Origin of the sequence: Phenylobacterium sp., assembly GCF_030645195.1 — a bacterium.
In the GTDB taxonomy this organism is placed as follows: domain Bacteria; phylum Pseudomonadota; class Alphaproteobacteria; order Caulobacterales; family Caulobacteraceae; genus Phenylobacterium.
In genome coordinates, this window is record NZ_JAUSLW010000065.1 from 19365 (window position 1) to 31308 (window position 11944).

Annotated in this window: 16 protein-coding genes and 2 pseudogenes; 10 read left to right on the forward strand and 8 right to left on the reverse strand. The window is 68.8% G+C overall.

Features of this window, described 5'->3' with window-relative positions; genetic code table 11:
- The first annotated feature begins 86 nt into the window (after window positions 1-86).
- Window positions 87-860, forward strand: coding sequence for a DUF4908 domain-containing protein (locus Q7T09_RS05635; protein ID WP_304698334.1), 774 nt, complete (start codon window positions 87-89; stop codon window positions 858-860).
- Between the two features lie 122 nt (window positions 861-982).
- Here Q7T09_RS05635 and gloB read toward each other — a convergent pair whose 3' ends face one another.
- Window positions 983-1729: a hydroxyacylglutathione hydrolase gene (gloB, locus tag Q7T09_RS05640; protein ID WP_304698336.1), complete on the reverse strand. Its 747-nt coding sequence runs from the start codon at window positions 1727-1729 to the stop codon at window positions 983-985.
- A gap of 76 nt (window positions 1730-1805) precedes the next feature.
- On the opposite strand from gloB, the gene Q7T09_RS05645 reads away from it, so the two are divergent.
- Both Q7T09_RS05645 and Q7T09_RS05650 read left to right on the forward strand, forming a co-directional pair.
- Window positions 1806-2561 (forward strand): class I SAM-dependent methyltransferase, encoded by a 756-nt coding sequence (locus Q7T09_RS05645; protein ID WP_304698338.1) that lies wholly within the window; start codon window positions 1806-1808, stop codon window positions 2559-2561.
- A gap of 82 nt (window positions 2562-2643) precedes the next feature.
- Complete coding sequence (locus tag Q7T09_RS05650; protein ID WP_304698340.1) at window positions 2644-2988, forward strand: P-II family nitrogen regulator; 345 nt, start codon at window positions 2644-2646, stop codon at window positions 2986-2988.
- Between the two features lie 19 nt (window positions 2989-3007).
- Here Q7T09_RS05650 and Q7T09_RS05655 read toward each other — a convergent pair.
- A pseudogene (locus Q7T09_RS05655) lies at window positions 3008-3109 on the reverse strand (hypothetical protein); the annotation flags it as partial.
- A gap of 250 nt (window positions 3110-3359) precedes the next feature.
- On the opposite strand from Q7T09_RS05655, the gene Q7T09_RS05660 reads away from it, so the two are divergent.
- Complete coding sequence (locus Q7T09_RS05660) at window positions 3360-3665, forward strand: type II toxin-antitoxin system RelB/DinJ family antitoxin (protein WP_304698341.1); 306 nt, start codon at window positions 3360-3362, stop codon at window positions 3663-3665.
- Window positions 3646-3933, forward strand: coding sequence for a type II toxin-antitoxin system RelE/ParE family toxin (locus Q7T09_RS05665; RefSeq protein WP_304698343.1), 288 nt, complete (start codon window positions 3646-3648; stop codon window positions 3931-3933). Before Q7T09_RS05660 ends, Q7T09_RS05665 begins: the two co-directional genes overlap by 20 nt.
- Before the next feature lie 117 nt (window positions 3934-4050).
- Here the strand turns inward: Q7T09_RS05665 and Q7T09_RS05670 are convergent, their stop codons facing one another.
- On the reverse strand, window positions 4051-4494 hold the full coding sequence (locus Q7T09_RS05670; RefSeq protein ID WP_304698344.1) for a hypothetical protein: 444 nt from the start codon (window positions 4492-4494) through the stop codon (window positions 4051-4053).
- Window positions 4495-4730: 236 nt separating this feature from the next.
- Between Q7T09_RS05670 and Q7T09_RS05675 the strand changes: the two genes are divergently transcribed.
- Window positions 4731-5195 carry a hypothetical protein gene (locus Q7T09_RS05675; protein WP_304698345.1) on the forward strand — a complete coding sequence of 155 codons (465 nt, stop codon included), beginning with the start codon at window positions 4731-4733 and terminating at the stop codon, window positions 5193-5195.
- An 18-nt stretch (window positions 5196-5213) separates the two neighbouring features.
- Here Q7T09_RS05675 and Q7T09_RS05680 read toward each other — a convergent pair whose 3' ends face one another.
- Both Q7T09_RS05680 and Q7T09_RS05685 read right to left on the reverse strand, forming a co-directional pair.
- Complete coding sequence (locus tag Q7T09_RS05680) at window positions 5214-5552, reverse strand: helix-turn-helix domain-containing protein (RefSeq protein ID WP_304698346.1); 339 nt, start codon at window positions 5550-5552, stop codon at window positions 5214-5216.
- Window positions 5527-5850 (reverse strand): type II toxin-antitoxin system RelE/ParE family toxin, encoded by a 324-nt coding sequence (locus Q7T09_RS05685; protein ID WP_304698357.1) that lies wholly within the window; start codon window positions 5848-5850, stop codon window positions 5527-5529. Before Q7T09_RS05685 ends, Q7T09_RS05680 begins: the two co-directional genes overlap by 26 nt.
- Window positions 5851-6080: 230 nt before the next feature.
- Here Q7T09_RS05685 and Q7T09_RS05690 point away from each other — a divergent pair, with 230 nt between their 5' ends.
- Window positions 6081-6347 (forward strand): hypothetical protein, encoded by a 267-nt coding sequence (locus Q7T09_RS05690; protein ID WP_304698347.1) that lies wholly within the window; start codon window positions 6081-6083, stop codon window positions 6345-6347.
- Window positions 6331-7344: an SPFH domain-containing protein gene (locus tag Q7T09_RS05695; RefSeq protein ID WP_304698349.1), complete on the forward strand. Its 1014-nt coding sequence runs from the start codon at window positions 6331-6333 to the stop codon at window positions 7342-7344. The genes Q7T09_RS05690 and Q7T09_RS05695 overlap by 17 nt, the downstream gene beginning before the upstream one ends.
- Before the next feature lie 116 nt (window positions 7345-7460).
- Here Q7T09_RS05695 and Q7T09_RS05700 read toward each other — a convergent pair whose 3' ends face one another.
- A complete protein-coding gene (locus Q7T09_RS05700) occupies window positions 7461-7958 on the reverse strand; it encodes an RpiB/LacA/LacB family sugar-phosphate isomerase (protein ID WP_304698351.1) in 498 nt (165 codons plus the stop codon).
- Between the two features lie 25 nt (window positions 7959-7983).
- Window positions 7984-9300: a cytochrome P450 gene (locus tag Q7T09_RS05705; protein ID WP_304698352.1), complete on the reverse strand. Its 1317-nt coding sequence runs from the start codon at window positions 9298-9300 to the stop codon at window positions 7984-7986.
- Between the two features lie 209 nt (window positions 9301-9509).
- Between Q7T09_RS05705 and Q7T09_RS05710 the strand changes: the two genes are divergently transcribed.
- Window positions 9510-10187 carry a nitroreductase gene (locus tag Q7T09_RS05710; protein ID WP_304698353.1) on the forward strand — a complete coding sequence of 226 codons (678 nt, stop codon included), beginning with the start codon at window positions 9510-9512 and terminating at the stop codon, window positions 10185-10187.
- 57 nt (window positions 10188-10244) lie between these two features.
- On the opposite strand, the pseudogene Q7T09_RS05715 reads toward Q7T09_RS05710, so the two are convergent.
- Window positions 10245-10322 (reverse strand): annotated as a pseudogene (locus Q7T09_RS05715) (hypothetical protein); the annotation flags it as partial.
- A 62-nt stretch (window positions 10323-10384) separates the two neighbouring features.
- Between Q7T09_RS05715 and Q7T09_RS05720 the strand changes: the two are divergent.
- Window positions 10385-11944, forward strand: a 1560-nt coding sequence (locus Q7T09_RS05720; protein ID WP_304698354.1) for an NAD(P)/FAD-dependent oxidoreductase, incomplete at its 3' end; no start/stop codon positions are given.

Genomic DNA, 11944 nt, shown 5'->3' on the forward strand with positions numbered 1-11944 from the left:
GCGGTCGAACAAGGCGGTGGGAGCTTGAGCGTAGGCCTATTGGCGTCCAAAAAGCGCCCCAGTCCTCCAGCATCACCTTGCGTCTGATGATAAGCGAACGACCGGCGCAGGCTTGCAAGCTCGCCTTCGTCGCGGCCCTGGCCGCGGCGGGGCTGGCCGGACTCGCAAGCCCGGCCTGGGCCGGGCCGGAGAACCTGCGCGAGAACCTGTTCGGCGACCGGCCGATGGCGCCGGGCCGCAACACCTCCCCGCCGGTCGCCCGCTATGTCAGCCAGGAGGGCGACGTCTTCGTCCTCGACCGCAGCCAGAACCGGCCGCTGCTGAAGTTCCAGGACAGTCCCGAGGTCTGGGCCCTGAAGCCGCAGCCGGCGCCGCGGGGCGACATCATCTACAAGAACGACCTGGGCGAGCCGGTGCTGCGGGCCACCCGGCTGGGGGGCCTGACCCTGTTCACCGACGAGCGGCCCGGCGGCACGGCGGCGGCCCTGGCCGGCGGCGGCCCCGCCCTGCGGCTGCCGGCCCTGGGACCCCAGGCCCTGCTGGAGCGGCTGGCCCAGGCCAGCGCCCGGGCGACGCGGGCGGCGCGCCGGCTGATCCCCTTCGAGGCCGACGCCTCGCCGGCCTCCTCGGCCCTGGTGGCCGACGCGGCCCTGGTGGCGTCGGAGGCGGTGATCCGGCTGTCCAAGAAGCCCGGCGGGCTGAACCTCATCAACCGGTTCAGCAAGGTCACCCTGGTGGAGGGCCGCAAGCCCGGGGCGACCCTGCACCAGGGGGTCATGCGCATCACCATCACCCCCGACGACGGCCTGGCCGGGCGCCCGTCCTCCGACCGCATCATGGCCGCCGCCGGCGGCCACTGACATGTTGGCGGCCGCGGAGGGATGAGAACGCCCTTCGGTGACCGCCTGGCGCCGACCAACCCTTGATCCATAAGGGCCCCGGCCGACCAACACAGGCCGACAAGTGACCGTCGAGGTCCCGACTAACCCTTGAACGCATCCTTGGCCGCCCGCACGGCGGCGAAGGCCTCGGCGGGCGCCAGGCCGGGCTTCAGGGCCGGCGCGCGCAGGAAGGGGTTGGTGGCCTTCTCCAGGCCGATGGTGGTGGGCACGGTCCATTCGCCGCGTTCGCGGGCGGCGAAGATCGCCTCGGTGCGGGCCTTCAGCGCCGGGTCGTCGTCCACCGACAGGGCGAAGCGGGCGTTGGACGCGGTATATTCGTGGGCGCAATAGACAGCGGTGTCATCGGGCAGGGCGGCCAGGCGCTGCAGGCTCCCCCACATCTGCTCCGCCGTCCCCTCGAAGAGGCGGCCGCAGCCCAGCGCGAACAGAGTGTCGCCGACGAAGGCCACGTGGTCGGCCGCGTCGAAATAGGCGATGTGGCCGAGCGTATGGCCGCCGGACTCAAGAACCTCGAAGGTGGTCTCCCCCAGCTTCACGGTGTCGCCGCCGGCTGCCTGGCGGTCGATCGGCGTCAGGCGCTCCACCTCGGCGGGGCCCACCACCGTGCAGCCCGTGGCCGCCTTGATCGCCGCGTTGCCGCCGGCGTGGTCGGGGTGCCAGTGGGTGTTGAGGATCAAATCCAGCTTCCAGCCCAGCTTGGCCAGTTCGCCCAGGATCGTCTCGGCGTCCGGGGTGTCGATACAGGCGGCCAGGCCCGTGGCGTCGTCGCGCACCAGGAAGCCGTAATTGTCCGACAGGCAGGGGAACTGGTGGATGGTGACCGACATGGGCTTCCTCCGGGTTGGACCCTGCCGATTTAGGTTGGGGGTCGCGATAAGTCGAGGGCGCGCTTAAGTTCGGCACATGCGCCGCGACGTCCTCGAGCTCCGACAGTTCTACGCCTCCAAGCTGGGGCGGGCCGCCCGCGAGATGACGGCGCGCAAGGTGCTGGAGACCTGGGGCGACGGCCACGGCCTGGACATATTGGGCCTGGGCTACGCCACCCCGTTCCTGGGGCCGCTCGCGCCCTATGCCCGCCGGGTGGTGGCGGCCATGCCCGCCCAGCAGGGGGTGGAGGTCTGGCCGACCGAACGGCGCAACCTGGCGGCCCTGACGGCTGAGGACAGCCTGCCGTTCCAGAACGCCCTCTTCGACCGCATCCTGGCGGTCCACGCCATCGAGGAGAGCCCCGATCCGGTGGCCCTGCTGCGCGAGGTCTGGCGGGTGCTGTCGCCCTCGGGGCGGGTGATCCTGGTGGTGGCGGCCCGCAACGGCCTGTGGGCCAACGCCGAGGCCACCCCCTTCGGCCACGGCCGGCCCTATACGCGGGGCCAGCTGGCCGAGCTGCTGCGGGAGGCCGAGCTGGAGCCCTCGGGCTGGACGCGGGCCCTCTATGTCCCCCCCGTCCCCTGGATGGCCGGCTGGGCCGAGGGCTTCGAGCAGGCCGGCTCGCGCCTGTGGCCCGGTTTCGCCGGCCTGGTGCTGATGGAGGCGGTGAAACAGACCTTCGCGGTCAAGCCCCGCGCCCACCGCGCCCGGGTCCGGGTGGCCCGCCCGGCGCTCAATCCCCTGCCGGCGGGGCGGGCGCCTGTTTCGCGGGCGCCGAGCGAAACGGACTAGCCGACCCCTTGGAGCCGGCGGCGGATCGCCCTAGCTTGGAGCTTCACGCGGCCGTTCAAGCGGCCCATCCGGAGGTCCGCCCATGAAAATGATCGTCGCGATCATCAAGCCCAGCCGCCTCGACGCGGTGCTCGAGGCCGTCACCGAGGCCGGGGCGTCGGGCCTGACGGTCACCGAGGTGCGCGGCTACGGCCGCCAGCGGGGCAAGACCGAGGTCTATCGCGGCGCCGAATACGAGGTGAAGCTGCTGCCCAAGGTGAAGCTGGAGATCGCCGTCCCCGACGACATCGCCGACACCGTCATCGAGGCCGTGGCCCGCACCGCCAACACCGGCAAGATCGGCGACGGCAAGGTCTTCGTCCTGGACCTGGAACAGGCGCTGCGCATCCGGACGGGCGACCGTGACGCGGCGGCGATCGCGGGGTAAGGGGCTCCGCTCTCAGGACAAACACCCCGTCATCCCGGACGGCCGATAGGCCGATCCGGGACCCAGGGGCGGCGGGCTGGGCCCCTGGGTCCCGGCTCTCCGCTTCGCTGCGGCCGGGATGACGGTGTGGGGGCTGTCGGCGGCCCCGTTCGTGTGGTTCGTGAGGTTCGTGGACAATCCTGTTCCGCCTCGCGGGCGTCACGGCCGGAAGACTTGGAACCACGAACCACACGAACCACACGAACGGGGAGCCGCTCCCGAGGCCCTGGATGGGAGTTACGGCAACACTGTAGTCCGCGGCATTTCCTCTGAGCGTCCTTGATCGTATCTCGTTTGAGATACATCATGGTCACTCGGCCAGGAGGACAGCCATGACCGCTCACACCTCGATGCTGCATGTGCGCGTGGACGAGCGGCTCAAGGCCGACGCGTCGGAGAAGCTCGCGCGGGTCGGTCTCACGCTCTCCGATGCGGTCCGCATCCTGCTGACCCGTGTCGCCAAGGAAGGCGGACTGCCGGCCGGACTCACCGCCGATCCCGAAGCCCACGACGCTTGGTTCCGCGCCAAGGTGCAGGAGGCCCTTGCCGACCCGCGCCCCACCGTGCCCCATCGGCAGGTGATGGACGAGGCGCAAGCCCGGATCGACCGGAAGCGCCGTGACCGCACGGGCGCTTGAATGGCGCGAGGCGGCGCGGGCCGATTTGCTCGCCATCGTGGACTACATCTCCGACGATAATCCCGACGCCGCCCAGCGGCTGAAGGACGAGATCGAGGACAAGGCGTCCAAGATGGCGGATCGTCCGAAACTCTACCGGCCGGGACGTGTCGCCGGGACCCGCGAAATGGTCATCCGGCCCAACTACATTGTCGTCTATGCCGAGGACGACCGCGCCGTGGTGATCCTGCGCGTGCTTCACGCCGCCCAGCAATGGCCGCCCGGCTGAGGATGGTCGCCCCTCGCGTAGCGGTCGACCAATCGGTGGGACTGCGCGATGTCACCGTAATTCCGTAATTCCGTAATTCCAGTTCGTGGTTCTTGTTCCACCCGCCGCCATCGGCACTCATTGGACCGCCCCTTGGATGGCCCGGAGGTCGAACCGGGTGGGCCGCAGCGCCCTAGCCACTACCCATCGGCGCTCGCCCGGCACAGCACGCTCCACCTGCAGTAGGAGGTAGACGAACGGCGGGTATTGCTGGCCGGCCCGCAGCGGCACGAACAGCACCCCGGTCCCAGGTTTCAGGCGCAGTCCCTTGCGCTTCGTGGCGGCCGCCGGCCCACGGCTGACCGCCTCCTCATCGCTGGCATAGAGCTTGGCCCCGGGCGGCCAAAGCACCCGTGCCTCGTTGATCGTCCAGGGATAGGCCGGGCGTGGCCCGTCCGGCCGGTGGTAGTGCATCCGCACAAGATCGTCGTTGCCGCTCTTGCCATAGGACAGGGCGACCGTAGGTGCTTTGCTGAGCCGGTTCAGCACCACCGAGACAACCGCCTTGGCGGCCCCGCCCAAGACAGCCTCCAAGAATGCCATCGCTCTGTCCCCTCGCCCTCAGAAACAGCCTAAGCCGTGGGGCGCGAGGCGTACAACGATCCGAGGTGCTCCTGTCCCCGTATTTCCGTTGTCACCGCATTTCCCGAATTCCCGGCGGGGCGAGCGGCTTGCCTCCGGACGCCACCCGCGGCCAATAGGGCGCCATGAGCAGGCAGTCGCCCAGGCCCTCGGTCCCGTACCCCAGAGCCGTCCTCTTGGCGGAGGTCCTGGCGTTCGTGAAATCGGCGTCGGCCTGCCCCGGCGTCCTGCGCATCGCGCTCGTCGGCTCGCTCGCCACCGACAAGCCTGTCCCCAAGGACGCCGACGTCCTTGTCACCCTTGAGGACGGCATAGAGTTGGGGCCGCTGGCCCGCGCCGGGCGGCGCCTGAAGGGCAAGGCCGGCAGCATCAATCTGGGCGCCGACATCTTCCTGTGCCGCTCGGACGGTCGCTACATCGGCCGCATCTGTGGCTTTCGGGAATGCCATCCGCGGGCGGCGTGCCATGCCCGCCACTGCGGAGGGCGCGACCACCTTTGCGATGACCTCGACATCCTGACCCTGTCATCAGACCTCACCCTGGCGCCGCCGCTAGTTCTTTGGCCGCGCCTCGAACGGCGCACTGTGCTGCCGGACGATGTCGAACGGCTGCTGGTCGCGCCTCTGGCCAAGGAGGGCTGACGCGTGGCGTCGCCCCGGCTAAGCCAGCTCGAGGTCGACCCGGCCGGCGACCTTGCTGGCGGGATGCTGCTCCACCCGGATGACGACGTGCCCGCCAAGCCGGGTGATCGCATCCAGGAGCTTGTCCGTGGACATGCCGGCGATCTTGCCGTTGTAGAGTTTGGAAAGGCGAGGTTGGGGGATGCCGACCAGGCGGCTGAACGCCACCTGGCTCAGGGAAAGCTCCTCTTGATACCGGAAGAGCACCGCGACCAGGTCGGCCTTATGAGAGAGCCGTTCGGCGACCGGGCCTTCAAAGCCGATGTCCTCGAAGACATTCCCGCCGCCGTCTTCAAATTCGATCTTGGCGTCGCTCATGGCGTCTTCCTTTGTCGCTGGGCGTGAAGGGCTCTGGCGTCCGGCATCCGATCAGATCGATGTCGGCCTGCGGCGTCGCAATCCCGCTTTTCGATTTCTTCTGAAAACAGTGGAGGACATAGACCGCGTCCTCCAATTCGATCGTGTAGACCGCGCGGTAGGTCTCCCCATCGTGGTCCTCGGAAAGCTGTACGGCGCCTTTGATTTTCCCCTTCAACGGCTTTGCGTCCGTGGGGGTTCGCCCCCGTTGCACACCGTCCAGCGCACCGCCGAAATCCTTTCGGACCGCGTCCGGCATGTCGGACAAGTCGCTTCAACTGCGGCCCATCCATGTGATCGGCTTCTTCGTCGCCATTCAAAGTATATACCAAATTTGATCTAAAGGTCAATCTCAGCCGCCATGCCTGGATAGGAGCATCACTCCCGGAAGCAGGCGTAATACGGGGACATTGCGCCCGAAGCATTCCTGCCGTCTTCTAAGGCCTAGCTTGAGCTGGGATGCTAGCTGTGGTTGAGCAGGGGGGTGGGATGGCGGAATTCAAGGCGGCCGTTCTGGCGGTCTGCGGACTGGCCTTTTCCCTGTTGTTTGGGGTGATCGCCTTTCGGGTGATCATACCGTCGATTCTCGAGGCGCACTTCGAAGGCGGCACCTTGGTGGCCACCCTGGCGGGCCTGGCCTTGGCCGGCCTGCTGGTCGCCTTCACCGCCTGGTGGGTCAGGCTCGTCGGGCGGCGGCTGCAAGGCGGCCGACAGGCCGCCGTCAAGGAGGAGGGGAACCATGCCGAACCTGATTGAGGAACGCGAGGAGCGCGAGGCGCAGCGCAAGGCGAGCGCCGCAGAAGCCCGTCTTCAGTGGACGAAGCGCGTCAAGTTCTTCGGCACGATCGGCGCCCTCGCTCTGTTCCTGGTGGTGTCGGGCTGCACGGTGCTGAGCCACTCCACGACCATCCAGTCAGGCGAGGTGGGCATCCTGAACAAGACCTTCGGCGCCAACGCCGGGGTGCAGCCGACCGAGCTTCGCCCAGGCTGGCACTGGCGCGGGATCGGCGAGCAGATCATCAAGTACTCGACCCGCCAGCGGATCTACTCCTTCACCCGCGAGGCCAACAGCGACGGCAAGGAGAACGAGGAGATCGCCTTCGCCGATCAGACCGGCCTGCCGATGACGGCGGACGTGCAACTGACCATCAAGGTGCAGGACAACCGGGCGGCGGAGATCTTCGCCAAGTACCGCCTCAACTTCGACGACCTGATCGACGGGCCCATTCGAAACGACACGCGGTCCTTCCTCTCCCGCGAGACCGAGAAGGTGCCGGTGTCCTGCAACCTCAACCAGCCCAGCGCCGCACCCGGCGGCGCCCCGACCCCCGCGCCCTTGGAATGCACGGGTTCGCTGATGGGCGCCGGCCGCCAGGCCGTGTTGCAGAAGGCGTTCGCGCCGCTGCGGGCGAAGTGGGCCGCCGAGGGGGTGGAGATATCCGACCTGCAATGGGTTGGGACCATCCGCTACCCCGATGCGATCACGAACGCCATCAAGGCCCGCACCGAGACCGAGCAACGAACCCTGGCCGCCCAGCAACGAAAGGCGGAAGCCGAGGCCAACGCCGCCGCCCAGATCGAGACCGCGCGCGGCATCGCCGAAAGCACGCGGCTGAGGGGCGAAGCGCTTCGGGCCAATCCCGAGATCATCGAGCAGATCTACGCCGAGCGCTCGATGGGGCTCTGCCCGCCCAAGGCCACCACCTGCATCCTGGGCCAGGGCGCGTGGGGTCTGGTACCCAACGCCAAGTGAGGACTGGGATTAGGAGCCTCATTCTCGGAGGCCGGCGGACTACGGTGACTGTATGAAACAGCCCGTCCCCAACGTCGCCTCGCGCCTGCCAGCCCGACCTCAAGCCCAAGGCGGGCCTATCCCGTCACATCGTCGATCTGCCCAATCCGTCGCGCGTGGCGCGCGTCGCCGGGAAACGGCGCCGCGAGCCAGTGGGTGATGGCGGCCTTGGCCTGGTCGAGGGTCAGGAAGCGGAGGCCGAGGGACAGCGCGTTGGCGTCGTTGTGTTCGCGGGTCGAGGTGAGGATATCCAGCCGCTTGCCCGAGGCGTCCACCTGGGCGTTCCCCGGGTCGCCGTAGTAGAGGGCGCAGCGGACGCCCTTGAACCGGTTGGCGACGATGGCCTCGCCCTGTCCGGAACCGCCGGCGACGATGGCGCGGCTGTCCTTGCCCGCCGCGACGTCGTCGGAGAGTTTCCGGGCGGCGAGCGCGATGATCGCCGGGTAGTCGTCCTGGGGATCGTTCACCAGGGCGCCGCAGTCCTCCACCTCGTATCCGAGCTGATCGCGGACATAGTCGACCAGGCTGTTCTTGGCGTCGAAGCCGGCATGGTCGGAGGCGAAATAGACTTTCATGGCCGTCGCCTCCGAGCCGCGCGGCCTAGAGCTTGCGCGGGATGATCACCTGCATGGACTTGTAGCCCTTGACGAAGGTCGAGGGGACCCGCTGCGGTTCCTCCAGCACCTTGATCTCGGGGAAGCGCGCCAGGATCTCCTCCCAGATGATCTTCAGCTGCAGCTCGGCCAGGCGGTTGCCGACGCAGCGGTGGACGCCGAAGCCGAAGGAGAGGTGCTGGCGGGGGCGCTCGCGGTCGATGAGGTAGTCGTTGGGCCGCTCGATCACCGTGTCGTCGCGGTTGCCCGAGACGTACCACATGACGACATTGTCGCCCTTCTTGATGGTCTTGCCGCCCAGCTCATGGTCGCGGGTCGCCACGCGCTTCATGTGGGCCAGCGGGGTCTGCCAGCGGATGGTTTCCGACACCATCGAGGCGATCAGGTCGGGATTGGCGCGCAGCTTGTCGTACTGCTCAGGGAATTTGTTGAGGGCGTAGACCGAGCCGGAGATGGTGTTGCGGGTGGTGTCGTTGCCGCCGATGGTCAGCAGGATGATGTTCCCGAGGTACTCGAACTGGTCCATGTCCTTGGTGGCCTCGCCGTGGGCCAGCATGGAGACCAGGTCGCCCTGGACCGGCTTGGCCTTGCGATCGGCCCACAGGTTCAGGAAGTAGCCGGCATAGGCGGCCATCTCGGCGCGCTTCTCCTCCCAGGAGTCGACCACGCCGTCGCCGGGGCGCGACATCACCGTGTCCGACCAGCGGGTGAGCTTGCGGCGATCTTCCTGCGGCATGCCGAACAGGGTGGCCAGCGTCATGGCCGTCAGCTCCATCGACACCTTGTCGACCCAGTCGAAGGCCTCGCCGATCGGCAGGCTGTCGAGGATCAGGCCGGCGCGCTCGCGGATCAGCGGCTCCATGATCTTCAGATTGTGCGGCGAGACCGCCGGGCTGACGGTCTTGCGCTGCTCATCGTGCTTGGGGGGGTCCATGGCGATGAACATGGTGGGCCCGCCGGTGGGGCCGCCGAAGGGGCCGCCGGTCATCTGCGCGCCGCTGGCCACCAGCTTGGCGATCATCTCCTCGCTCGGGCCCAGGCTGATGCCGGACGCCGAGGAGAACACCTCGTGATTGGTGTCGACCGCCATGATGTCGTTGTAGCGGGTGACCGCCCAGTGGGGCTCGAAGTCGCTGGCCGGGGTCCAGTGGACGGGATCCTCGGCCCGCAGGCGCTCGAAATAGGGCCACATGGCGTCGTCCTGGAACAGCGCTGACTGCGCCACGTTCAGGGTCTCGATCGGCTGGGCGTAGACCGCGTCCCGGGCGGCGTCGGCCTTGGGGTGGGTGGCGCTCTGGCTCATCGGGGCGTTCCTCGCTTGGGTCAGGCCTTTGACGGCCCGTTGAGCCCACATTTCGTCGCTTGAACCGCGTTCGACAAGACCTAACCTGACGGGGGCGTCATTTTCGCGGTCAAGTTTCCGTGGCGCGGGGGGTTTGGAATTGTGGCGGCGGCGCCCTTAGACTGCGGCGACGGCGGTTCGCCGCCGCGCAACGCTCTCAGGAACCCTCCATGCAGTTTGACGACGTCATCCTCGGCCGCCGCAGCATCCGCGGCTACAAGCCCGATCCCGTGCCCAGGAAGCTGATCGAGGAGATCATCGCCCTGGCCATGCGGGCGCCGTCGTCGATGAACACCCAGCCGTGGAATTTCTACGTCATCACCGGCGAACCGCTGGATCGGATCCGCGCGGGCAATACCGAGCGGATGGTGGCCGGGGTGCCGCAGTCGCGGGAGTTCCGCCAGGGACAGGCCTTCGCCGGTCCGCACCGCGACCGGCAGGTGGTGGTGGCCAAGCAGCTGTTCGCCGCCATGGGGATCGCCCGCGAGGACAAGGAGATGCGCCAGGACTGGGTGCTGCGCGGCTTCCGCCAGTTCGACGCGCCGGTCTGCGTGATCGTCACCTATGACAAGGTGCTGGACGGCAGCGACGACACCCCCTTCGACTGCGGCGCGGTGACCACGGCCCTGGTCAACGCCGCCTGGTCGCGGGGCCTGGGCGCCGTGATCAACAGCCAGGGCATCATGCAGTCGCCGGTGGTGCGCGAGCACGCCGGGATCGCTGACGACCAGGTGATCATGAAAAGCGTCGCGCTCGGCTGGCCCGACGAGACCTTCCCGGCCAATGCGGTGGTGTCGGAGCGCAAGGCGGTGGAAGAGGCGACCGTGTTCGTGGGGTTCGAGGCGTAGGGGCGCGCAATTGGTGGCGGCCCGCGACCGCTCACAATCACCCGTCATCCCGGACGGCCGATAGGCCGATCCGGGACCCAGGTGATTGGATGCGGCCCCTGGGTCCCGGCTCTCCGCTTCGCTGCGGCCGGGATGACGGTGTGGGCGGGGCGCGCGCCACAGGTGCGCTGCACCCCCGGAACGGCTAGAGAACCGCCATGTTGCGGATTTCGGAACTCAAGCTGCCCCTCGACCATCCGGCCGACGCCCTGCCGGCGGCGATCGCCGCGCGGCTGGGGGTGGGGGCCGACGAGATCCTGGGCTGGTCGGTCTGGAAGCGGGCGCATGACGCGCGCAAGAAGGCGGCCATCCTCAAGGTCTATATCGTCGATGTGGAGCTGAAGGACGAGGCCGCCGTACTGGCGCGGAGGACCGGCGACTCGCACCTGCGGATCACGCCGGACACCGCCTACAAGCCTGTGGCCAGGGCGCCGGCCGGGGCGCCGCGTCCGGTGGTGATCGGGGCGGGGCCGTGTGGCCTGTTCGCCGGTCTGATCCTGGCGGAGATGGGGTTCCGACCCATCATCCTGGATCGCGGCAAGGCCGTCCGTGAACGGACCAAGGACACCTGGGGCCTCTGGCGGCGGGGCGTGCTGGACCCGGAGTCCAACGTCCAGTTCGGCGAGGGCGGGGCCGGGACCTTCTCCGACGGCAAGCTCTACAGCCAGGTCAAGGACCCGCGCTTCCTGGGCCGCAAGGTGCTGACCGAGTTCGTGGAAGCCGGCGCCCCGGCCGAGATCCTCACCGAGGCGCACCCGCACATCGGCACCTTCCGCCTGGTGACCATGGTGGAGGCGATGCGCGCCAAGATCGAGGCCCTGGGCGGCGAGTACCGGTTCGGCTGTCAGGTCACCGACCTGGAGATCGAGGCCGGCGCGGACGGTGTGCGGCGGGTGCGGGGGCTGCACCTGAAGGGCGGCGAGTTCCTGGCGGCCGACCAGGTGGTGCTGGCGGTCGGCCATTCGTCGCGCGACACCTTCGAGGCGCTGCACGCGCGCGGCGTCCACATCGAGGCCAAGCCCTTCTCCATCGGCTTCCGCATCGAGCACCCGCAGTCCTGGATCGACAAGGCCCTGTTCGGGCCCTGCGCCGGGCACCCGGACCTGGGGGCGGCGGCCTATTCCCTGTCGCACCACTGCGCCAATGGGCGGACGGTCTACAGCTTCTGCATGTGCCCCGGCGGGACGGTGGTGGCCGCGGCCTCGGAGCCCGGCCGCGTGGTCACCAACGGCATGAGCCAGTATTCGCGCAATGAGCGGAACGCCAATTCCGGCTTCGTGGTGGGGATCTCGCCGGCCGACTACGGGAGCGACCATCCCCTGGCCGGGATCGAGCTGCAGCGGGCGCTGGAGAGCGCGGCCTTCGTGGCCGGGGGCGGCGACTATTCCGCGCCGGGGCAGCGGGTGGGGGACTTCCTGGCGGGCCGGGCCTCGACGGCCCTGGGCGAGGTGGTTCCCAGCTATAAACCCGGGGTTCGGCCCACCGACCTGGCGGCCCTGATGCCGGACTATGTGACGGCGGCGATGCGCGAGGCCCTGCCGGTCTTCGGCCGCAAGATCCCGCGCTATGACGATCCCGACGCGGTGCTGACCGGGGTGGAGACGCGGACCTCCTCGCCGATCCGCATCACCCGCGACGCCGACTTCCAGAGCCTGACCCTGCGTGGCCTGTTCCCGGCCGGCGAAGGCGCGGGCTATGCCGGCGGCATCCTCTCGGCC